At 42.8% G+C, this 23,540-nt stretch carries 19 protein-coding genes; 16 read left to right on the forward strand and 3 right to left on the reverse strand.

The features are described from left to right. Positions 1-10: 10 nt before the first annotated feature. The 6 genes from pepP to gcvP all read left to right on the forward strand — a co-directional run bounded on the left by pepP (position 11) and on the right by gcvP (position 8,805). Entirely contained in the window at positions 11-1,327 is a 1,317-nt protein-coding gene (gene pepP, locus M1E93_RS06590) for a Xaa-Pro aminopeptidase (protein WP_004921736.1), read from the forward strand. 29 nt (positions 1,328-1,356) lie between these two features. Then, positions 1,357-2,535, forward strand: coding sequence for a 2-octaprenyl-6-methoxyphenyl hydroxylase (gene ubiH / locus M1E93_RS06595; RefSeq protein ID WP_004921732.1), 1,179 nt, complete (start codon positions 1,357-1,359; stop codon positions 2,533-2,535). 25 nt (positions 2,536-2,560) lie between these two features. Next, complete coding sequence (ubiI, locus tag M1E93_RS06600; RefSeq protein ID WP_036941151.1) at positions 2,561-3,790, forward strand: FAD-dependent 2-octaprenylphenol hydroxylase; 1,230 nt, start codon at positions 2,561-2,563, stop codon at positions 3,788-3,790. 501 nt (positions 3,791-4,291) lie between these two features. Beyond that, positions 4,292-5,386 carry a glycine cleavage system aminomethyltransferase GcvT gene (gcvT, locus tag M1E93_RS06605; protein WP_004921724.1) on the forward strand — a complete coding sequence of 365 codons (1,095 nt, stop codon included), beginning with the start codon at positions 4,292-4,294 and terminating at the stop codon, positions 5,384-5,386. Between the two features lie 53 nt (positions 5,387-5,439). Further along, complete coding sequence (gcvH, locus tag M1E93_RS06610) at positions 5,440-5,832, forward strand: glycine cleavage system protein GcvH (RefSeq protein WP_014656389.1); 393 nt, start codon at positions 5,440-5,442, stop codon at positions 5,830-5,832. A 96-nt stretch (positions 5,833-5,928) separates the two neighbouring features. After that, positions 5,929-8,805, forward strand: a complete 2,877-nt coding sequence (gene gcvP, locus M1E93_RS06615; protein ID WP_426207215.1) for an aminomethyl-transferring glycine dehydrogenase — start codon at positions 5,929-5,931, stop codon at positions 8,803-8,805. Between the two features lie 218 nt (positions 8,806-9,023). Here gcvP and M1E93_RS06620 read toward each other — a convergent pair whose 3' ends face one another. Beyond that, a complete protein-coding gene (locus M1E93_RS06620) occupies positions 9,024-9,644 on the reverse strand; it encodes an HD domain-containing protein (protein WP_004921714.1) in 621 nt (206 codons plus the stop codon). Between the two features lie 11 nt (positions 9,645-9,655). Next, positions 9,656-10,645, reverse strand: coding sequence for a tRNA-modifying protein YgfZ (ygfZ, locus tag M1E93_RS06625; RefSeq protein ID WP_004921711.1), 990 nt, complete (start codon positions 10,643-10,645; stop codon positions 9,656-9,658). Positions 10,646-10,897: 252 nt separating this feature from the next. Here ygfZ and sdhE point away from each other — a divergent pair, with 252 nt between their 5' ends. Both sdhE and M1E93_RS06635 read left to right on the forward strand, forming a co-directional pair. Further along, complete coding sequence (sdhE, locus tag M1E93_RS06630; RefSeq protein ID WP_004921708.1) at positions 10,898-11,164, forward strand: FAD assembly factor SdhE; 267 nt, start codon at positions 10,898-10,900, stop codon at positions 11,162-11,164. After that, positions 11,145-11,555: a protein YgfX gene (locus M1E93_RS06635; RefSeq protein ID WP_036941148.1), complete on the forward strand. Its 411-nt coding sequence runs from the start codon at positions 11,145-11,147 to the stop codon at positions 11,553-11,555. Before sdhE ends, M1E93_RS06635 begins: the two co-directional genes overlap by 20 nt. Positions 11,556-11,600: 45 nt before the next feature. Here M1E93_RS06635 and fldB read toward each other — a convergent pair whose 3' ends face one another. Beyond that, entirely contained in the window at positions 11,601-12,119 is a 519-nt protein-coding gene (gene fldB / locus M1E93_RS06640) for a flavodoxin FldB (protein WP_014656387.1), read from the reverse strand. Between the two features lie 162 nt (positions 12,120-12,281). Here fldB and xerD point away from each other — a divergent pair, with 162 nt between their 5' ends. The 8 genes from xerD (at position 12,282) to M1E93_RS06680 (ending at position 23,370) form a co-directional block, all read left to right on the forward strand. Continuing rightward, complete coding sequence (gene xerD, locus M1E93_RS06645) at positions 12,282-13,235, forward strand: site-specific tyrosine recombinase XerD (RefSeq protein WP_426207216.1); 954 nt, start codon at positions 12,282-12,284, stop codon at positions 13,233-13,235. Then, positions 13,225-13,929, forward strand: coding sequence for a bifunctional protein-disulfide isomerase/oxidoreductase DsbC (gene dsbC / locus M1E93_RS06650; protein WP_004921696.1), 705 nt, complete (start codon positions 13,225-13,227; stop codon positions 13,927-13,929). Before xerD ends, dsbC begins: the two co-directional genes overlap by 11 nt. A gap of 5 nt (positions 13,930-13,934) precedes the next feature. Continuing rightward, positions 13,935-15,668 carry a single-stranded-DNA-specific exonuclease RecJ gene (gene recJ / locus M1E93_RS06655; RefSeq protein WP_004921693.1) on the forward strand — a complete coding sequence of 578 codons (1,734 nt, stop codon included), beginning with the start codon at positions 13,935-13,937 and terminating at the stop codon, positions 15,666-15,668. Between the two features lie 138 nt (positions 15,669-15,806). Continuing rightward, positions 15,807-16,908, forward strand: a protein-coding gene (prfB, locus tag M1E93_RS06660; protein ID WP_105874234.1) for a peptide chain release factor 2 whose coding sequence is annotated in 2 segments (ribosomal slippage) — positions 15,807-15,884 and positions 15,886-16,908 — 1,101 coding nt in all. Because the reading frame shifts where the segments join, the coding sequence is not laid out codon by codon here. Between the two features lie 7 nt (positions 16,909-16,915). Continuing rightward, positions 16,916-18,436, forward strand: coding sequence for a lysine--tRNA ligase (lysS, locus tag M1E93_RS06665; RefSeq protein ID WP_004921686.1), 1,521 nt, complete (start codon positions 16,916-16,918; stop codon positions 18,434-18,436). A gap of 633 nt (positions 18,437-19,069) precedes the next feature. Continuing rightward, positions 19,070-19,597 (forward strand): hypothetical protein, encoded by a 528-nt coding sequence (locus M1E93_RS06670; RefSeq protein WP_004921685.1) that lies wholly within the window; start codon positions 19,070-19,072, stop codon positions 19,595-19,597. Positions 19,598-19,623: 26 nt separating this feature from the next. Then, a complete protein-coding gene (locus M1E93_RS06675) occupies positions 19,624-20,631 on the forward strand; it encodes a hypothetical protein (RefSeq protein ID WP_426207217.1) in 1,008 nt (335 codons plus the stop codon). A gap of 312 nt (positions 20,632-20,943) precedes the next feature. Further along, positions 20,944-23,370 carry a hypothetical protein gene (locus M1E93_RS06680; RefSeq protein WP_426207218.1) on the forward strand — a complete coding sequence of 809 codons (2,427 nt, stop codon included), beginning with the start codon at positions 20,944-20,946 and terminating at the stop codon, positions 23,368-23,370. Positions 23,371-23,540 lie beyond the last annotated feature (170 nt).

Here is a 23,540-nt window from a genome sequence, read left to right on the forward strand (position 1 = left end):
CAGAAACGGTATGAATAAACAGGAATTTATTTCTCGTCGTAACGCATTATTGGCTCAGATGAAGCCAGCAAGCGCCGCTATTATTTTTTCAGCGCCTGTGGCTCAACGCAATGCAGATTGCGAATACCCGTATCGTCAGCACAGCGACTTTCTTTACCTGACAGGGTTTAGTGAGCCTGAAGCCGTTTTACTGCTAATCAAAAGTGATGAAAAACATAGCCATACGGTGCTTTTTAACCGTGTTCGTGATTTAACGGCTGAAATCTGGTTTGGTCGTCGATTAGGGCAAGAAGCAGCGCCTGAAAAACTGGGCGTTAGTAAAGCATTACCATTTGATGAAATTGAAGAACAACTCTATCAACTCCTTAATGGACTTGATGTGATTTATCACGCGCAAGGCGAATTCGAATATGCAGACAAACTAGTTTTCGGTGCGCTAGATATACTTCGTAAAGGTAGTCGCCGCAATTTGCGCGCACCAAATACTATGATTGATTGGCGTCCTTTAGTGCATGAGATGCGTTTATTTAAATCGGAAGCTGAAATTGCGGTGATGCGCAAAGCAGGTGAGATCTCTGCATTAGCGCATATCAGAGCAATGAAGACCTGTAAACCAGGCATGTATGAATATCAGCTTTGTGGGGAGTTGGAGCACGAATTCACTCGCCATGGGGCACGCTACCCCTCGTATAACTCGATCGTTGGCAGCGGCGAAAATGCCTGCATTCTGCATTACACTGAAAATGAAAGTGAAATGAAAGATGGAGAGTTGGTGTTAATTGATGCGGGGGCTGAATTTGATGGCTACGCTGGTGATATCACACGTACTTTCCCCGTCAATGGTAAATTTACGCAGCCGCAACGCGCTATTTACGATATCGTACTGAAAGCATTGAATACGGCTTTAGAATTATATCGTCCGGGCACCAGCATTCATGAAGTGACGCAAAAAATCATTCGAATCAAAGTTGAAGGACTTGTGGAACTGGGTATTTTGCATGGCGATGTCGATCAATTGATCGAAAACAAAGCACATTTCCCATTCTTTATGCATGGTTTAAGCCATTGGCTGGGATTAGATGTTCATGATGTCGGATGCTATGGGGTTGAGCGTGATAGGATCTTAGAGCCGGGCATGGTTCTGACCGTAGAGCCGGGGCTGTATATTGCGCCTGATGCAGATGTGCCACCAGAGTATCGCGGGATCGGTATCCGCATAGAAGATGACATTGTGATTACCGAAAATGGTAATGAAAACTTGACCGATTTAGTGGTGAAGGACCCTGATGAAATCGAGGCATTAATGGCTGAAGCTAAAAATGCTTAAAATAAGTAGTAAAAGGTAATTAATACAACATGAACGTGATTATTGTTGGTGGTGGAATGGCAGGGGCAACATTGGCTCTGGCTATTTCATCATTAAGCCAAGGAAAATTGTCAGTATCACTGATAGAAGCTTCCTTACCGGAAGGCACACATCCAGGGTTTGATGCTCGAGCGATAGCGCTTGCCCATGGAACATGTCAGCGATTGTCTAAAATTGGTATTTGGGAAGCACTGGCGGATTGTGTCACACCAATAACTCATGTTCATGTTTCCGATAGAGGGCATGCCGGGTTTGTCAATATCAACGCGCAGGATTATCACATCCCTGAGCTTGGTAATGTGATTGAACTCCATGATGCAGGGGAGCGCTTATTTGCCTTATTGCGTAAAGCTCCCGGCGTTACTCTGTATTGCCCTGCGAAAGTTGAAAATATCCAGCGGCACAGTGAATGTGTGTCAGTCACGCTAGATAACGGCGAAACTCTTTCAGGCTCCTTATTGGTGGCCGCAGATGGTAGCCATTCTGCCGTGGGCCATGCCTGTCATATGCAGTGGCAGCAGGACGATTATGGGCAAGTTGCAATAATTGCCAATGTAAAAACGGCGATAAACCCACAAGGGCAAGCATTCGAGCGTTTTACTGAGTTTGGCCCTTTAGCCTTGTTGCCGATGTCGCAAGGGCGCAGCTCACTAGTTTGGTGCCATCATCAAGAGCAAGCCGAAACGATTAAAATGTGGGATGATGAAACATTCACTCAGCAACTTCAGCAAGCTTTTGGCTGGCGGCTTGGTAAAATCACTCAAGTGGGAACACGGTTTTGTTATCCGTTATCCCTTCGAAAAGCGTTAAATCCAATTAGCCATCGAACTGTGTTAGTGGGAAATGCAGCGCAAACGCTACACCCTATTGCAGGGCAAGGTTTTAATCTTGGGATCCGTGATGTCATGCAGTTAGCGGAATTGGTGGTTGCCGCACATCAACAAGGTCAGGATATTGGCGCTTATGCACTGTTAAATACGTATCAGCAAGCACGTGCTATTGATAGAGAACGAACGGTCACCATGACAGATGGTTTGGTTCGTATTTTTGCAAATCGCTGTTTGCCGTTAGTGGTTGGACGTAATTTAGGTTTAATGGCAATGGAAATGTTACCGTCAGTACGTGATGTATTAGCTCGTCAAACACTTGGCTGGGTGGCGGAACAATAACCACAGAACTAAGAGGAATAAAAATATGCAATCGTTTGATGTGGTTATCGCCGGTGGTGGTATGGTTGGCCTAGCACTTGCCTGTGGTTTAGAAGGCACAGGGCTACGTGTTGCCGTAATTGAAAGTCATCCAGCGAAAAAGCCTTTTTCGGACAGTGACCCTTATGCACTGCGAGTGTCTGCGATTAATGCAGCGAGCGAAAAATTACTAAGCTATTTAGATGTTTGGTCAACAATAAAATCAATGAGGGCTTCAGCCTACAACGGCATGGAAGTGTGGGATAATGACAGCTTTGGTCGTATCCAGTTTTCTGCAAAAGAGCAGAACCTCTCCCATTTAGGGCATATTGTTGAAAATAACGTGATTCGTGATGCGTTATGGCAAAAAGCATCCACCTTGCGAGAGGTGACTATACTGGCGCCGGCGACTATTCAAAAAGTCGTTTGGGGGGAAAATGATGTTTTTATTACCCTCACTGATGATTCGATGTTAACCGCAAGGCTTATTGTCGGAGCGGATGGTGCCAATTCTTGGTTACGTGGTCATGCCGATATCCCTCTGACATTTTGGGATTATGAGCACACGGCCTTAGTTGCGACGATCCGCACAGAGCAGCCCCATGAGGCGGTAGCACGCCAATCTTTTGATGGTAAAGGGATATTGGCATTTCTGCCGTTGAGTGACCCTCATCTATGTTCAATTGTTTGGTCTCAACCTGCCACAGAAGCAGCAAGACGTCAGCAAATGGATAAAGCAGATTTTGAAAAAGAGTTAGCGGTCGCATTTGATACGCGTTTAGGGCTATGCCAACTGGAGAGTGAACGACTGACTATCCCTTTAACGGGGCGTTACGCACGACAGTTTGCGGCGCAACGTTTAGCACTTCTTGGCGATGCCGCTCACACTATTCACCCATTGGCAGGGCAGGGAGTTAACTTAGGCTTTATGGATGTTGCCATGCTGTTAGGTGAAATCAAACGCCTGCATCGTGAAGGTAAAGATTTCGGGCAATATTTCTACTTGCGTACTTTCGAGCGCCATCGTAAACACAGTGCGGCTTTGATGCTTGCTGGTATGCAAGGGTTCCGTGAATTATTTGATGGCAACAATCCGGCTAAGAAATTATTCCGTGATATAGGATTGGTGCTGGCAGATAGCTTACCCGGCGTGAAACCTCAACTACTTAATCATGCTATGGGCCTGTTTGATATGCCTGAATGGCTAGAAAAAGTTCAGTTAGCCCCCTCTAAATAATATTACCTATCAATTGGCAGTGGTAAACGCTGCCAATCCCTCTCTTTTTGTGTTCGTGGAACACTCATTTTTTTCAATGATGGCAAGGCGATTATTGACGTAATTGTCATCGTTATTTTTTGTATTCATGATTGAGAAATTCTAATTATAGCCAAATTTCGCATTAGTTTTACTAATTTTGCTGTGGGGTGCTAACATTGGTTTTTCACTAACATCTCTAGAGATACGATGATTAACTCTACGCTTTTAGGTTAAATATAGTGGGATTGAGTGATCATTCTCAATTTTTTAACAAAATTAGCTGGATTATGTCGCTTGTAATCAGTAATACAGAGTGTTGGTAGCCCTATTTTTTTTAATGGTTTCTTACTAAAAACAGTGGTAGTTTTTAATAAGATGTTATCGTTTGCGTAGCGTTATTGGCTGTGGCGTGATAAATCATTTTCCTGCACAGCAACAGTGGCGCTCACCCTATCATATTCAAATGTAAAGAGGGTATTCATGGCAAAGCAAACCCCGCTATATGATGAACATATAGCCTGCGGTGCGAAAATGGTGGATTTTCATGGTTGGATGATGCCATTGCACTACGGGTCACAAATCAATGAACATAATTTAGTGAGAACCGATGCTGGGATGTTTGATGTCTCCCACATGACTATTGTTGATCTACATGGTGAAGGTTGCCGCGATTTCCTTCGCTATCTTCTCGCAAATGATATTGCCAAGCTGACCGACAAAGGGAAGGCACTTTATACGGGGATGTTAAATGCTTCTGGCGGAGTCATTGACGATTTAATTGTTTATTACCTTAATGATGATTTCTACCGCTTGGTTGTCAACTCCGCGACCCGTGATAAGGATATCGCATGGATTGAACAGCATATGAAATCGTATCCTGTCTCTATTGAAGTGCGTGATGATCTTGCCCTATTAGCGGTTCAAGGCCCTACAGCGCAACAAAAAGTCCATTCGCTATTGACGCCATCACAATGTGCCCTGTTGGCAGATATGAAGCCATTCTATGGGGTGCAAGCCGATGAACTCTTTATTGCAACTACGGGCTATACTGGCGAAAAAGGCTATGAAATAGCATTGCCGAAAGCGCAAGTGGTCGAGTTTTGGCATCAATTGCTGAAAGCCGGTGTTCATCCCGCAGGGTTAGGTGCGCGTGATACTTTGCGCCTTGAGGCTGGCATGAATTTATATGGGCAAGACATGGATGAGACTATCTCACCACTGGCTGCCAATATGGGATGGACGATCGCTTGGAAGCCTGAAGACCGCCAATTCATCGGTCGTGAAGCATTAGAGAAATTAAAAGAGCAAGGCACCGAAAAATTAGTCGGTATTGTTATGCGTGAAAAAGGCATATTACGAGCAGGCCAAACGGTACGTTTCACCGACGATTTAGGTAAATTACAAGAAGGGGTTATTACCAGCGGCTCTTTCTCGCCAACACTCGGTTTCAGTATTGCCTTGGCACGTGTGCCAAAAGAAATACAAGATAAAGCCATTGTTGAAATACGTAACCGAGAAATGCCTGTTGAGGTGGTAAAACCTGGGTTTGTGCGGGAAGGAAAAGCCCTCGTTTAAGAGTGGCTAATCCCCCATAATGAAAAAATTCGTAAATAAGAGTGAGGTTGATGATGAGTAATGTTCCTGCAGAGCTGAAATATACCCGTGAGCATGAGTGGGTCCGTCATGAAGGTGATGGCGTTTACACCGTAGGTATTACCGAGCATGCCCAAGAGTTATTAGGTGATATGGTGTTTGTCGATCTCCCCGAAGTGGGCAGCTCTGTTGATATTGGAAGTGAATGTGCGGTTGTCGAATCTGTTAAAGCTGCATCCGATATTTATGTTCCACTAAGTGGTGAAATCATTGAAGTTAACGAAGCGCTAGTTGATGCGCCTGAACTGGTCAATGAGCAACCTTATCAAGAAGGTTGGATTTTCCGTATTAAAATTACCGACGAATCAGAACTGGCTGATTTGTTAGATGCTGACGCTTACTCAGCATTGCTCGAAGAAGACGAATAATACCGTAAAACGCCCCGTAATGCTGTCATTACGGGGCGTTTTGCTTTGAAGCCTACCCTTTAGCAGCAGATTAGATATAGGAATGGGAACACAGCTATGACGATGCCTCTGAGTCAATTAGAAAACCGTTCGGAATTTATTCAACGCCATATTGGTCCATCAGAACAACAAGTAAAAACGATGTTGGACACTGTGGGTGCCACCTCTCTTGATGCACTGACAGACAATATTGTCCCTAAAGCCATTTTATTGGCAGAGCCACCAAGAGTCGGTGGTGGGGCGACAGAACAAGAAGCGTTAGCAGAATTGAAAGCAATAGCGAGTTTAAATAAGCGCTACAAGAGTTATATTGGGATGGGGTACGCCCCGGCTATTTTACCGCCCGTTATTTTACGTAACTTACTCGAAAACCCAGGTTGGTATACGGCTTATACGCCTTATCAGCCAGAAGTGTCTCAAGGACGCTTGGAATCGTTATTAAACTTTCAGCAATTAACGATTGATTTAACAGGGCTTGAATTAGCTTCCGCTTCCCTTTTAGATGAAGCGACAGCAGCGGCGGAAGCCATGGCGATGGCGAAACGTATTAGTAAATTAAAAAATGCTGAACGTTTTTTTGTTGCTGACGATATTCATCCACAAACATTAGATGTTGTTCGCACCCGTGCAGGCACATTTGGCTTTGAAGTGATTGTCGATAAAGCTGAGAAAGTCCTTGAACACGAAGGTGTGTTTGGGGCGTTATTGCAGCAAGTAGGCTCGACTGGTGAAGTCCATGACTACAGTGAACTGTATGCGCAACTCAAAGAGCGTAAAATTATAAGTTGTGTGGCCGCTGAAATGATGGCTCTGGTGATGTTAACCGCACCGGGTAAGCAAGGCGCTGATATTGTCTTTGGCTCAGCACAGCGCTTTGGTGTGCCTATGGGGTATGGTGGTCCACATGCTGCATTTTTTGCTTGCCGAGATGAATACAAGCGCGCAATGCCTGGCCGTATTATTGGTGTATCTCGCGATGCGTCCGGTAATACTGCACTGCGTATGGCGATGCAAACTCGAGAACAACATATTCGCCGTGAAAAAGCAAACTCAAATATCTGTACGTCACAGGTGTTGCTAGCAAATATTGCCGCAATGTATGCCGTTTACCATGGCCCAAAAGGGTTAAAATTGATTGCTGAGCGTATTCATCGCTTGACATCTATTTTCGCTAAGGCGCTACAAGATGCGGGTATCACACTACGTCATAAGAGCTGGTTTGACACACTCTCAATTGAGGTAGCAGATAAAGCTGCCGTTCTGGCGCGGGCGGAAAGTGCGAAGGTCAACTTACGTACTGATATTCATGGTGCAGTTGGTATCACATTCAGTGAAACAACAACACGCCAAGACTTGAATGAGCTATTCACTATCATCACAGGAAATGAGCAAAAATTGGATTTCGAACAACTTGATAAACAAGTTTCGTCCCAAGAGAGTGCTATTTGCCCTTCAATGCAACGTGATGATGCCATTTTGTCGCATCCGAATTTCAACCGTTATCATAGTGAAACGGAAATGATGCGCTATATGCACAGCCTAGAGCGTAAAGATCTCGCATTGAACCAAGCGATGATCCCGCTTGGCTCTTGTACGATGAAGCTAAATGCTGCGGCTGAAATGTTGCCGATCACATGGCCTGAATTTGGCGAAATGCATCCATTCTGCCCACCGGAGCAAGCTCAGGGCTATCATCAAATGATTGAGCAGCTATCACATTGGCTAGTTCAGTTAACAGGGTATGATGCAGTCTGTATGCAGCCTAACTCAGGTGCCCAAGGTGAATACGCAGGGTTATTGGCAATTCGCCGCTACCATGAAAGCCGCCATGAAGGACACCGTAATATTTGCCTTATCCCTGCATCGGCACACGGCACCAACCCTGCATCAGCACATATGGCTGGTATGGAAGTGGTGGTGGTACGCTGTGATGATGAAGGGAATATCGATCTGGTGGATTTACGTCAGCAGGCAGAAAAACATAGCGATAATCTTTCGTGTGTGATGGTGACTTACCCGTCAACTCATGGCGTGTATGAAGAGAGCATCAAAGAGGTCTGTGAGATCATTCATCAGTTTGGTGGGCAAGTGTACCTCGATGGTGCCAATATGAACGCACAAGTAGGCCTAACAACGCCAGGTTATATTGGTGCCGATGTTTCTCACCTCAATTTACACAAAACCTTCTGTATCCCACACGGTGGTGGCGGCCCAGGTATGGGGCCAATTGGCGTGAAAAAACATTTAGCGCCATTTGTTCCGGGGCATTCAGTTGTTGAACAAGAGATGATCACTGAGCAAGGCGCAGTTTCGGCAGCACCTTTTGGTAGTGCGTCCATTCTGCCAATCAGTTGGATGTACATTCGTATGATGGGATCTTATGGTCTGAGAAAAGCAAGTCAGGTAGCGATTTTAAACGCGAACTACATTGCTAAACGTCTACAAGGCCGCTATGACATTCTGTATACAGGTCGTGATGGCTACGTTGCTCACGAATGTATTGTTGACTTGCGCCCAATTAAGAAAGATACAGGGATCAGCGAATTAGATATCGCAAAACGCCTCATCGATTATGGTTTCCATGCACCAACCATGTCATTCCCTGTTGCGGGTACATTGATGATTGAACCAACAGAATCAGAAAGTCTGGTGGAAATTGATCGGTTTGTTGATGCGATGTTAGCCATCCGCAATGAAATTGACAAAGTGGCTAATGGGGAATGGACACTGGAAGATAACCCACTGGTTAATGCTCCACATGTTCAAACAGAGCTAGTGGCGCAGTGGGAGCATGCCTATAGCCGCGAGTTAGCTGTATTCCCAACAGCGGCCACAAAAGCAAACAAATATTGGCCTGCCGTGAAGCGCTTGGATGATGTTTATGGTGATCGCCATTTACATTGTTCCTGTGTGCCGATTGAAGAGTATATGTGATTAGCGTGTTGTAAATAATAGGTAGCCCTCAATAGTCGTATTATCAATTATTGGGGGTTTTTAGTTATAGTGGGGAAAGGATAAAACGCATCTTTTTCATCAATCGATAGCCGTTGGTATTTTCCGCGTGATAACACGATTGAATTAAATACCCGATATTATTACCGGGTATTTGATTCACTGATTCACACCAAGAGCAAACTCTATTGGTGAATAAATTACAACAACCAACCTTTTTGTTGGGCGAGTTTCAATTGTGGTAAGAGTTGCTCCCAAAATTCAGGAAACACTTCTTCTATAAACTCATTTCGAGCGATCACTTGTTCTAGGCGAATATTATTCTCGACCCAACTTTGTCCTTGATTATGTAAATTTAAGAGCATAGGAATGGTTCTATCAATAACATTGGCAAATTTCGCATCCAATGTTTCTGCCGCATCATACTCTTTCCATAAAGCCAAAAATTGCTCATTTTGTGGGGAAGGGAGTAAGCCAAAAATACGAACAGCAGCTTTGACCTCTTCTTCGCGAATAGCATCACGTGCCGCAACATCGTAAACCAAGACATCACCTGCATCGATTTCGACGATATCATGTACTAAGGCCAACTTAATGGCGTGATCAACATTCACCCCTTTGACATAAGGCGCGAAACTCATTGCAGCCATAGCAAATTGCCAACTATGCTCCGCTGTATTTTCCTGCCTCTCATTGTTGAGTAATTTATTTTTGCGATAAACACTTTTTAGTTTATCCAACTCCATTAAAAATTGGATAACTTCGGTAAAGCCGCCAAAATCTAAAACGTCAACGGACTTATTACCTTTTGCAGATGACATAAAAACCTCAATTATTTTTCTTCTTCCAACGAGTAAGGGAGTGGCTGAATAGTTAGGTGGCTTTGCTCATCCCCTGTAACACGAAATACACTATCCGCTTCCATATCATTATTCATAATGATTTGAATATTCACTTCACCATTTGCTAATTTCACCGCAGCAAGAACAGTACCGGTACGGCGCCATTTATCACCTAATTGCCATTCTACACCTTCACCGACTGCCGGAACGGATGTTGCTGTGCCTTTCAGCCAATACATCGCCCGCTTATTGGCGCCACGGAATTTTGCCCGTGCGACCATTTCTTGTCCGGTATAGCAACCTTTTTTAAAGCTAATACCATAAGGTAAGGCTTGCAGGTTGGTGGCTTGAGGCAAATGTTGCGCGCTGCTGGCTTGTTCGATGACGGCGTATCCCGCTTCTATTTCTAGTGATAACCATTGCTCATCATTAACCACTTCCGCATTAAGCGAGTCGGTAATTTTTTGTGCGGTTGCTTGGTCTGTGACGATAAGAAAACGTTCGTTAGGCAATGCGTAATGTAAAATTGTTGAGACGCCATCAACGGTGACTTGGTTTTCTGCATCAGGTAGCGTAGTGAATATAGTGGCTAATGCTTCGCGAGCCCCTTTCCCCGCGACACCGAGTAATTTTAGCTCTTGCTTATGTTCAAAGGTGACTTTCGAGAACACCGCGTATTTTTTTAGCTCGGCTAATTGGCTATCAAGTACGCTGGCTCTTTCAATATAAGAGAAACCATCAAGGTGGTGGAATAGACGCAAGTCACTCCACATTTTCCCTTTAGGATCACAGTGAGCGGTTAAGGTGTGTTGTGCTGGTGTCATTGCGCTAACATCAGCCGTAACTTGCCCTTGAAGGTACTTTTCAGCATCAAGGCCATGCAAATGAATTAATCCCCAGTTTTCCAGTGAAATCAATATAAGTGGTAAAGACTGAGAATCGAGAGGGAATTGTTTTGAGTGAGCAACTTCAGTAGTCATGATTTCACCTGTTTTTCTTTCGTATCAGAAGGGGGTTAATGGTAAAAGAGCTGGATTACATTGCAAGTAGTTATTATGATGCGCTATCAATTATTCAATATTTTTAATCGGCATTCTTGGATAAAAGCGCGATAGAGTGATGAAAATTATCGACATTGTACGATAGGTCATGTTTTCCCAATCAATTATCTGTTAGAGTATTGAAAATAATTAATCTTATCAGTTAACTGCAACAAATAAGGTCGTAGTGGAATGGATATAGAGAATAAAGCAAGAATTCATTGGGCTTGCCGTCGTGGTATGCGTGAGTTGGATATTTCCATCATGCCATTCTTTGAATATGAATATGAAGGACTCTCTGACAAGGACAAACGTACTTTTGTTCGTTTACTTGAGTGTGCAGACCCTGATCTGTTTAACTGGTTAATGAATCATGGGCGCCCAGACGACGATGAGTTGTTTGGTATGGTTAAATTGATTCAGGAAAGAAATAAAAATCGTGGTCCTGTGGAAATCTAATCTCTCCATTTCATGGAAAACTCAGCTTTTTTCAACCTGTGCTCATGGGGTAGTCGGCTTTATTCTATTGGTCGCACCATGGGCGCCAGGGAATTCAATGGTGTGGTTGCCGCTGTTAGTGATTGTGATTGCTAGCTGGGCAAAAAGCCAAAAAAGCATCAGCAAAATCAAAGGGACTGCGGTGCTGGTTAATGGCAATAAAGTCCAATGGAAAAAGAATGAGTGGAGTATCGTTAAGCAACCTTGGTGTAGCCGTGTGGGGGTATTATTGACACTCAGTGCCTTACAAGGTAAGCCACAGAAGATCCGTTTATGGGTTGCAAAAGATGCCTTATCAGAAGAGAGCTGGCGTAATTTAAACCAACTATTACTGCAATATCCTGATATTTAATCATTAGGGGTTATTGCAGTAATGGGGAAAGTCAGCATAGTCAACTTACAGTAATTCTTCAATCTCGGTTAAGATTTGCATACACCACTGTGCGATACGCTCATCGGTCTCTTCAAATTGATTCACATCATCTAAAGCCAAACCAACGAACTGTGTACCATCTTCTGTCAGTGCTTTCGGGCTTTCGAATTGGTAACCATCGAGTGGCCAAAAGCCTACAAATTGCACCCCTGTTGGCTTTAGTTGATGATATAGCATGCCTAGTGCATCAAGAAACCATTCACTATAATCAATCTGATCGCCCATCCCATACATAGCAACAATTTTGTTGTTAAGCTTAAGATTGGGAAGCGCATCCCAAATTGCCAGCCAGTCTTCTTGTATTTCACCAAAATCCCACGTAGGGATACCCAAAATGAGAACGTCATACTGCTCCATCAGTTCAGGCGGTGTATCGTTGACATTATGTAATGTAACCAAATCCTCACCGAGGATATCGCGTATTTTTTCCGCGACAATTTCGGTATAACAAGTACTAGAACCGTAAAAGAGACCTATTTTCATGTTAATGTAACTAGTTTTCATTGCAGTAGAGAGGTATTGTAACAGAATGAACGGTATCGGGCACACACTCTCAATATTTTAGGGCGATGAGAAGACGAACCGAACATCACCAATAGCTCTGTAACTTGAGATAGGATAGGTATAATAGCTTACGTGGCGGTTATGAAGAGGAATATAAGCAGCGTGGAAACCAAACAGCTTAATCCATTAATTGAGCAATTTCTTGATACCATTTGGTTAGAGCAAGATCTCGCTGAAAATACATTGGCATCTTATCGTTTAGATTTGCAATTATTAGATAAGTGGCTGGAAGCGAATCAATTGGATTTGGAAAGTGTTCAATCAATCGATTTACAATCGTTTTTGGCAGAACGGATTGAAGGGGGATACAAAGCGGCTAGCTCTGCGCGTCTATTAAGCGCTATGCGGCGTTTATTCCAATATTTTTATCGTGAAAAAATACGGCTTGATGATCCTTCAGCGGTGATTGCCGCACCTAAAATACCACAACGGCTACCAAAAGATTTGAGTGAACAGCAGGTTGAAGACCTACTGAATGCCCCTGCAACCGAGGATCCTCTTGAGCTTCGCGATAAAGCGATGTTGGAAGTCCTGTATGCTTGTGGGTTACGAGTCTCAGAGCTGGTGGGGTTAACTTTCTCCGATATTAGCCTACGGCAAGGTGTCATACGTGTTGTGGGGAAAGGGAATAAAGAAAGATTGATTCCTCTGGGAGAAGAGGCTATTTATTGGGTAGAAAAATACCTTGAAGAAGGTAGGCCTGACTTACTCAATGGTAAAGCCAGTGATGTTTTATTTCCTAGCAAACGTGGCACAAAAATGACGCGCCAAACATTTTGGCATCGTATTAAACATTATGCGGTGATTGCGAATATCGATTCTGAAGCGTTATCACCACACGTTCTACGCCATGCATTTGCGACACATTTACTGAATCACGGCGCCGACTTACGAGTTGTGCAAATGCTATTAGGGCATAGTGATCTCTCTACGACACAGATTTATACACATGTCGCAACCGAGCGTTTGCGCATGTTACATGAGCAGCATCATCCAAGGGGGGGATGTGCGTTAAAGGATAATTATGAAACATAAACTACTCTTATGGGCGGCTTGCATTGCAACATTTTCCGCCTCAGTGTCTGCGGCAACAGATGATAAAGTGATTGAAGAGAAGCTTGCCAGATATAATATCTCTGTAGAATCAATCAAACCATCGCCTATTGTAGGGCTTAATACTATTGATACTTCAGATGGTATTATTTATGTAACTGATGATGGGAAATATTTATTACAAGGCCCTATTTATGATTTAAGCGGCAAAATGCCAGTCAACATTTCTAATCAACCACTCATGAAAAAGGTTGAAGCGCTAAAAGATGAAATGATCGTCTTTAAAGCGCCGAAAGAGAAGTATGTGGTTACAGTATTTACCGATATTACCTGTAGCTACTGCAAAAAATTCCATGAATCGGTTGGTGAATTAAATAGCAAAGGTATCACAGTCCGTTACCTCGCATACCCACGCCAAGGTTTGGAGCATGAGTCTGCAAAACAAATGGCATCTATATGGTGTAATGCGCTCCCTCAAAGTGCATTAACTAAAGCGTTTAAAGGTGACGAAGTTGCCATGATTGATGAATGTAAAATTGATCTCAGTAAACACGTTAAGTTAGGTAGCCAATTTAAAATGACAGGAACGCCAGCGATCGTGTTACCTGATGGGCAATTATTGTCGGGTTATTTATCCCCCGATAAACTGTTAAAGATACTCGAACAAAATAGTTAACCATTGTGAATGTAGAAACTTTTTTACGCCAGCGTACACTCGCTGAGGATATTAAAACACTGGATGGTTTTCCTGAAATCCTTCAGCGAGTTTATGCCCATCGAGGCGTGACGGATATTTCACAGCTAGAGCGTAAAGCCGCTAACTTATTAGATTACCGCACGTTATCAGGGATAGATAACGCATTAACGCTACTTTATAGTGCATTGGAGAACCATAGCGTAATTACCATCGTAGGGGATTTCGATGCTGATGGCGCTACGAGTACGGCTTTAGCTATTCGCGCATTAAAATCAATGGGATATGTGAACTTAAATTACATTGTTCCAAATCGGTTTGAAAATGGTTATGGGCTGACGCCTCTTGTCGTTGAGGAAGCCTACAAACGCGGCGCGGATCTTATCATCACCGTTGATAATGGTATTTCGTCACACGAAGGTGTCGAAGCGGCTAGGCAGCATGATATTAAGGTCATTGTGACGGATCACCATCTTCCGGGAGATGTATTACCGAAGGCCGATGCCATTATTAACCCTAATCTAGAAGGGTGCCAATTTGCTTCTAAATCATTAGCAGGCGTTGGCGTGACTTTCTACTTAATGTCCGCGTTACGCGCCAAATTGCGCCAAGAAGGCTGGTTTGTTAAGCAGGGAATGAGCGAACCTAATTTAGCCGAATTCTTAGATTTAGTTGCGCTCGGAACAGTGGCAGATGTTGTTCCACTTGATACTAATAATCGTATTTTAGTGCATCAAGGTCTGCATCGTGTCAGGGCGGGGCGTTGTTGTGCGGGGATCAAAGCATTAATCGAGGTCTCAAAGCGGGAATGCTCTCGTTTGGTCGCCAACGACTTTGGTTTTGCTTTAGGGCCTCGTTTGAATGCCGCAGGGCGTTTAGATGATATGTCTGTGAGTATTGAATTACTCCTGACCGATGATATGGCCTATGCGCGAGAACTGGCTAATGAGCTGGATGGATTAAACCAAGCACGGCGGGAAATTGAAGCGGGGATGCAACAAGAAGCTTCCGTGTTATTTAATAAAATTGAGTATAGTGATAGCCAATTACCCAATGGGCTAGCTATCTATCATCCTGAGTGGCACCAAGGGGTTGTGGGAATATTGGCGTCAAGGATTAAAGAACAATATCACCGCCCTGTGATTGCTTTTGCACCCGCGGGTGACGGCACATTAAAAGGCTCAGGGCGCTCAGTACCAGGGGTGCATATGCGCGATGCATTAGAGCGCCTAAATACCTTACAACCGGGGCTAATGCAAAAATTTGGTGGTCATGCCATGGCGGCTGGCTTGAGCCTAGAAGAGAGTAAATTTGGCTTATTTAAGCAGCATTTTGAATCATTGATGGGGGAACTTATTCAACCCGATCAGCTATCAGGTGTTGTTTGGAGTGATGGTGAACTCAAACAGGATGAGTTCACATTAGAAATTGCTGAGTTACTACGTGAAAGCGGCCCTTGGGGGCAATCATTCCCTGAGCCTGTTTTTGACGGCTATTTTCGGTTGCTGCAACAGCGCTTAGTGGGTGAACGCCATCTTAAAATGATGTTAGAGCCAGTGAAGGGAGGGCCAATGCTGGATGCGATTATGTTTAATATCGATGTGCGGCGGTGGCCTGATAATAGTGTGAAACGCGCAAAAATTGCGTTTAAACTAGATGTTAACGAGTTTCGAGGTCAAAAGAGTGTTCAACTGATGGTTGAGCACATTTGGCCTGAATAAGGGAACTTTCTCAGTTTACGTCGATGAGAGGTAAGATTCGCTTTTGCAGTGCTATAAATTTTAGTGAAATTCCGTTATCATTGACGGTTTGTGAAGAATTTATTCTATTTATAACGACCAAACATAAGACATTGAAAAATGACGTTTGAAATTAACCCAGTAAAAAGTAAGATTCAGGACCTATCTGAGCGAACAGCGGTCCTTAGGGGGTATCTTTGACTATGATGCCAAGAAAGAACGCTTAGAAGAAGTTAATGCGGAACTTGAGCAACCAGATGTCTGGAACGAACCTGAAAGAGCACAGGCGTTAGGTAAAGAGCGATCTTCTCTTGAGTCGATTGTTGACACCATAGATCAAATGACCCAAGGCCTTGAAGACGTTGAAGGCTTACTCGAACTTGCTATTGAAGCTGATGATGAAGACACCTTTAATGAAGCAGGTGAAGAGTTAACTCAGCTCCAAGCAAAACTAGAGCAGCTTGAGTTTCGCCGGATGTTTTCTGGTGAATATGATAGCGCTGATTGCTACATTGATTTGCAAGCCGGTTCTGGCGGTACTGAAGCCCAAGATTGGGCCAGTATGTTAATGCGTATGTACTTACGTTGGGCAGAATCGAAAGGCTTCAAAACAGAAATTATTGAAGAATCAGATGGCGATGTGGCGGGTTTAAAATCGGCAACCATTAAAGTTATCGGTGATTATGCTTACGGTTGGCTAAGAACAGAATCCGGCGTACACCGTCTCGTGCGTAAAAGCCCATTTGATTCAGGGGGCCGCCGCCATACGTCGTTTAGCTCCGCCTTTATTTACCCTGAAGTTGATGACGATATTGATATCGAAATTAACCCAGCAGATTTACGCATTGATGTTTACCGCGCTTCTGGTGCGGGTGGGCAGCACGTAAACAAAACTGAGTCAGCAGTACGTATTACGCACATACCTACAAATATTGTGACTCAATGTCAGAATGACCGCTCGCAACATAAAAACAAAGATCAAGCCATGCGCCAGTTAAAAGCGAAGCTTTATGAACTGGAGATGCAGAAAAAGAATGCTGATAAGCAAGCGATGGAAGAGAATAAATCGGATATTGGCTGGGGTAGCCAAATTCGTTCTTATGTCCTTGATGATGCACGTATTAAAGATTTACGTACTGGTGTGGAAACGCGTAATACGCAAGCCGTACTGGATGGTGATTTGGATAAATTCATTGAAGCTAGCTTGAAAGCTGGCCTGTGAGGAAAAAATGTCTCAGCAGCAACAACAGGGTGCAGAACAAGCACCCGATTTGAATAACGAATTGAAAGCACGTAAAGAAAAACTCGTTGCTTTACGTGAAAAAGGGATCCCATTCCCGAATGATTTCCGTCGTGATATCACATCGGAAAAGATCCACGCACAATATGATGAAAAATCAGCGGAAGAGCTAGAAGACTTAAATATTGAAGTCGCCATTGCTGGTCGTATGATGACTCGTCGTATTATGGGTAAAGCATCATTTGCAACCCTGCAAGATGTGGGTGGTCGTATTCAAATCTATGTTTCTCGCGATGACTTAGCGGAAGGCGTTTATAACGAGCAATTTAAAAAGTGGGATTTAGGCGATATTTTAGGCGCTAAAGGCCGCTTATTTAAAACCAAAACAGGTGAATTGACTGTCCATTGTCACGAAGTGCGTCTACTGACGAAAGCACTGCGCCCATTACCGGACAAATTCCACGGTTTAGCAGACCAAGAAACACGTTATCGTCAACGTTACCTTGATCTGATTGCCAACGATGAATCTCGCCACACCTTTATGGTTCGTTCGAAGATCTTAGCTGAGCTACGTAACTTTATGGTCGGCAAAGGCTTTATGGAAGTGGAAACACCAATGATGCAAGTTATCCCTGGTGGTGCTTCTGCTCGTCCATTTGTGACTCACCACAATGCGCTGGATATCGATATGTATCTGCGTATCGCTCCTGAACTGTACCTAAAACGTTTAGTGGTTGGTGGTTTCGAACGTGTGTTTGAAATTAACCGCAACTTCCGTAACGAAGGCCTGTCTCCACGTCATAACCCTGAGTTCACTATGATGGAACTCTATATGGCGTATGCTGATTACCGTGACCTAATCGATCTGACTGAAGAGTTATTCCGCACGTTAGCGCAGAATGTTTTAGGAAACACTGTCGTTAAATACGGTGAGCAAGAGTTTGATTTTGGTAAACCATTTGCCAAATTGACCATGAAGGAAGCCATTTGTAAATATCGCCCTGAAACTAACGTTGCTGATTTGGATGATATGGATAAAGCGGTTGCAATTGCCCAGTCTATCGGCATCAAGGTAGAAAATAGCTGGGGCTTAGGTCGTGTTCAATGTGAAATTTTTGAAGAGGTTGCAGAAAGCCACCTGATCCAACCAACTTTCATTATTGAATATCCAGCGGAAGTTTCACCATTAGCTCGTCGCAATGATGAAAATCCATTTATCACCGACCGTTTTGAGTTTTTCATCGGTGGACGTGAAATCGGTAACGGTTTCTCTGAGTTAAATGACGCTGAAGACCAAGCAGAGCGTTTCGCTGAGCAAGTTCGTCAGAAAGATGAAGGTGATGACGAAGCGATGTTCTATGACGAAGACTATGTCACCGCATTAGAGCATGGTTTACCACCAACGGCTGGCCTCGGGATTGGTATTGACCGTATGGTCATGCTATTTACTGACAGTCATACGATCCGTGACGTGATCTTATTCCCTGCATTACGCCCATCTAAAGCTTAGTGCTATCAATAACAATGCCCAGCTGAGTCTGGGCATTGTTTTATCCAATCCAATCCTAAATCGTTAAATAATACGTTAGTACAGTTAGCGATTATTAAATTATTACTTAAGTTAAATTATTTTTGTTAATGTATTTCCTTTATCAATAGGGCTTAATTATTTTTTATTGTTGCGCTTAAGTGGAAATACTCAGACATCATTTTTATGTTTATAACATAATAAGTGTAATGTACTTAACAAAATGTTAATAGATAAAAGATTCGAATTTGTTTTTTTGTTAGAAAATATTTCATATATTGAAATATTGTACTTTTCAGAAAAATCAAATAGTCACCGCCGTCCTGCAGTGGAATTGTTTATTAACCGGATAAAGGTTTCGCTTGAGATCGTTAGATGATAATTTTTTACAGTTATTATTTATAAAACTCAAAATAAGTGTTCTTAGTAATTTTATTGCATTAAAAATGATGGGGTCGATACCGATTTAGTGCTAAGATTAAAATAATTAACCAAAATTTATGAGATGACTCTATTTCTAGATTAGGGCTTATAGAAAATAGATAAATTTTAGCTTACACTAGGTTTCTTGAATGTCATTATAATAGCGAAGAAAAGTGCTGGTAAGGTAACTATATGTTTTCAAACAATAAAATTTTTGTTGCGTCTTTGCTTTTGGCTGGGACAGCAATTCTCTCTGGCTGTTCTTGGGGCTCTAACACGAATTATTCAGAAAAAACTGATGCCACAGCTTCATCAACGGCTAATTCAGCGACGGGGCAGCAGTACATGGATTATTCCCATGCTGATTCTCAGACTGTTTTAAACACGGCAATTAATCATAAGCCCGCTGGGCAAAATCCTACGATGCTAAATCAATCTGGAAGCGAAGGTGAGTCATTCCAGAGTTTAAGCACCTGTATTAAAGAACTTAATGCACTGAAAACACTGTCACCAGCAGATTACAATCGCTTAGTCGGTTCCTTTAAAGAAGTGAGCGAAATTAATCAGCTTTATAAACAAGTCGCATCGACAGCAAGTCCAGACACGATTGAACTGTTACAAATGGCAATAGAAGCTAAAACAAAAGTTCTTTGCGCGAAAGTTCGTTATAACTCAGTCCTGTCTACCGAATCAACATTGGAAAAAATTAGTGGATTATGAGAATTAACCTAAGACTTTGTATATCTTTGGCCATTTTTTCGGCTGCTTTTAGTCAATTTGCAAAATCGGATAGCTTCAATAATGTCATTGATGACTTTGACACTTACCTGCAATTAGAGCAGGAAGGTAAAGTGCCGGAAAAGCCATTGAATATTCAAGGTCAGGGATATGACTCATTTTCATCTTTACCGCTCGCTCCTGAGCCAAAAGAAAAATCTAAATCTGCTGCGGGTAAAAATGCAGGCCAAAGTAAAACGCCTGCACGTACCCAACCTAAAGCTAAAGGGACGGTCACTCAGCAGACCCAAACTAAAGTTACGACGACAAAAGTAGCTACACAAGCTAAAGGTCAGATGACAGAACAACCTAAAGTTGCTTTGTCTGAATGCCCATTACCAGAAGAAAGCATTGTGGATCAACAAACTGGTTCAGCACACCAGTCTTTGTTATTGTCATCCTACCCTTATTTCTTTAATTCAAACCAATGGCATCCACAGTATTTATCGAAAGATTTTGCTAAATACCAAATTGTTCTAGATCCATTAGGACTTTACTCTGCTAAGTACTCAATGGGGGTATTGCGTGATAATACGGCTTACCTAGAACAGCTTGCCGATCTGCTCGCGCAACAACAATCGACTCACCTATTTAGATTTGGTGCTGCTCAAGGCGCCGGTCAGTTAATTGCTTATCATCAACTTTTAACCGATAGGCAATTAGTCGAAAAATTAATTGCACATAATAAAAGTGTAGCGGAACTCAGTCATGATATCGCCGAGAAACAATTTGAAATAGAGCGTATCAATAACGAACTTGCCGAAAATAAAAATCAAGTTGCTTTGTTACGTGAAAAACTAAGTGCAACAGATGATAAAGAAACCATTGTATTACTGACGGATGAATTGAACTCCGTTAAAAATATACTGGCAGATAAAGAAAATAATTTAGAACAACTCACTGCACAGAATCAACAAGCGCAGAAATCAATTGCGGCACTTGAGAAAAAACTTAGAGCCTATCTCAATAGGGATTAATTACCGCATAAAAAATATATTATCACTGTAACCAAAACCTTATACAGCCTGACTTTTAAACATCGATATGGCTGGGTAAGGTGATGAATTTACCTCCTATTGAGATAGGCTCTTAGCGAAAGTATTCAAGCTCAAGCATTAGCAGAAAAACAACTTGCTGAGAAAGATAAACAAATAGAGCAAGCAAAATTACAATTTGAAAATGCTCAGAAGCAAGTTGAACAATTAACCGCCCAGCTAACTCAATTAGAAACGGATGCAAAAGAGCAGGCGGAACGATTAAATAAAAATAGTGACGAGCAAGTTAAGCTCGTGACTGCTTCACTTGAAAAACAGAAGGAATTACTGAAGCAAAAAGAGTCAGAACTTCAGTTAACTCAAAAACAAAATAGCGATATTCAAGCTGAACTGTTGAAACAGCAAGCAGCTTCTAAAGCTTTTGAGGCTGAGCTAAAAGCGGCACAACAACTGTTAAAAACGAATAAAACAGAGCAAGATTCGCTGGCGAAACAGTATGCAGAAAGTCTGAAAATTCAGCAGCAGCTACAAGAAAAATTAGCGAAACAAGAGCAAGAGTTTGCAACAGCACAAACTCAGCTGAAAAAAGCCAATACGGATGTTGTTGAGCTGCAAAAAGAGATTGAGAAGCAGAAGCAGCTAATGACGCAAGCGTCGGATCAGCAAGTAAAAGCATTGACGGCTGATCTTAACCAACAAATTGCGTTATTGAAGAAACAAGAAGCGGTGTTGCAAAAAGCGGAGTCAGATAGCCAAGCGACACGCGAAGCGCTGGCGAAGCAACAGGCCACAGCGCAACAGTTAGTAGAGCAGAAAAAAGCGTTAGAAGCTGAGTTGAAGACAGCTCAAGCACAGTTACAAGCACAGAAAACGGAGCAAGCGACATTAGCGAAGCAATATGAAGCAGGTCAGAAAGCCCAGCAGCAGCTACAAGAAAAATTAGCGAAACAAGAGCAAGAGTTTGCAACAGCGCAAACTCAGCTGAAAAAAGCCAATACGGATGTTGTTGAGCTGCAAAAAGAGATTGAGAAGCAGAAGCAGCTAATGACGCAAGCGTCGGATCAGCAAGTAAAAGCATTAACGGCTGATCTTAACCAACAAATCGCGTTATTGAAGAAACAAGAAGCAGTGTTGCAAAAAGCAGAGTCGGATAGCCAAGCGACACGCGAAGCGCTGGCGAAGCAACAGGCCGCAGCGAAACAGTTAGCTGAGCAGAATAAGCAGCTACAAGCGCAGTTAAAAGATAACGAGCAGCAGGCCGCAAAACTGCAAGCCTCGTTAACGGCTCAAACGGCACAAGCGGAGCAGAAAAAAGCGTTAGAAGCTGAATTGAAGGCGGCTCAAGCACAGTTACAAGCACAGAAAACGGAGCAAGCGACATTAGCGAAGCAATATGAAGCAGGTCAAAAAGCCCAGCAGCAGCTACAAGAAAAATTAGCGAAACAAGAGCAGGAGTTTGCAACAGCGCAAGCTCAGCTGAAAAAAGCCAATACGGATGTTGTTGAGCTGCAAAAAGAGATAGAGAAGCAGAAGCAGCTAATGACGCAAGCGTCGGATCAGCAAGTAAAAGCATTAACGGCTGATCTTAACCAACAAATCGCGTTATTGAAGAAACAAGAAGCAGTGTTGCAAAAAGCGGAATCGGATAGCCAAGCGACACGCGAAGCGCTGACGAAGCAACAGGCTGCAGCGAAACAGTTAGCCGAGCAGAATAAGCAGCTCCAAGCGCAGTTAAAAGATAACGAGCAGCAGGCCGCGAAACTGCAAACCGTGTTGACGGCACAAACCGCGCAGACTGAGCAACATAAAGCATTAGAAGCTGAATTGAAAGCTGCTCAAAAACAGTTACAAGCGCAAAAAGCGGAAGTTGAAAAACAAGCTAAAGAGCGTGAGCAACAAATTAAACGCCTTGAAACTGATATTACGACTAAAGAGAAAAAAGCGGCTGAGATTGATAAACAGTTAGTCGAGGCGAACAAACAAATCAGTGCATTAAAACTGGATGCTGAGAAGCTAAAAGGAATTGATAATAAATATCAATCTCAGAATACTGAGTTAGAAAAACTGAAAAAACAGTTAGCTGACAGTGCTAATTTGCAAAAAGAGTTAGCAACAGCTAAAGATCAATTGAAGAAACTAGAAGCTGAATTGAAGCAGCAAATGTCATTAACTTCGAATGAAGCGCTTAAAGCCCAGATCATGGAGTTAAATAAAAAAGTCATGCAGCTTCAAGATGAAAATGACAAGTTAAAAGCGAAAATAGCGCCGAGTGGCTCTACATCGATTATGGGAGCACCTAAAAAGCAACTGTCTCAAAAAGAGCTAAAGGCAATTGCTCAAGCGAATGCAAAGCGTAATCAACGTATAATTGAGGAAATCACTAAGCAGAAATACAGTAAGCTTGATAGCTTTACGTATTATAAAATCCTGCAAAAAGGTAAGCCAATTACCAATGTGCAGAAGAAAAATATCACATTTATTATGCGAGAACAGCTTACTGATGGAACTCTGACGGTACTGTATAAGGATCAAGAGCCTGTCACATTGCCTTATAGTGAACTACCCGCACCGTTGAACTCCTTTGTTGAGAAAGCGGGTGAAGGGGGTATGGTTAAGGTTTATATTAAGCCAGAAGGTGGTTATGGCGTCGATGGAATACCTGGGGTCATTCCGCCAAACTCAATGTCGATTATTGATTTGAAAATTATCAGCGCTAAATAATCATAATCAAAAAGTTAAAAAAGGCCGTTTTACTAATTTAGTAAACGGCCTTTTTTGTTATCGTCCCTGCATAAGTACTGAAATTTTTTCCGTTATCCATTATTGAAAAACCACTGAAATAGAGATTAGAACCATCGAATTGAGAGCAATTCAGTTAGGGAAGGGCAGGC

The organism is Providencia sp. PROV272, assembly GCF_049901975.1.
Lineage (GTDB): Bacteria > Pseudomonadota > Gammaproteobacteria > Enterobacterales > Enterobacteriaceae > Providencia > Providencia stuartii.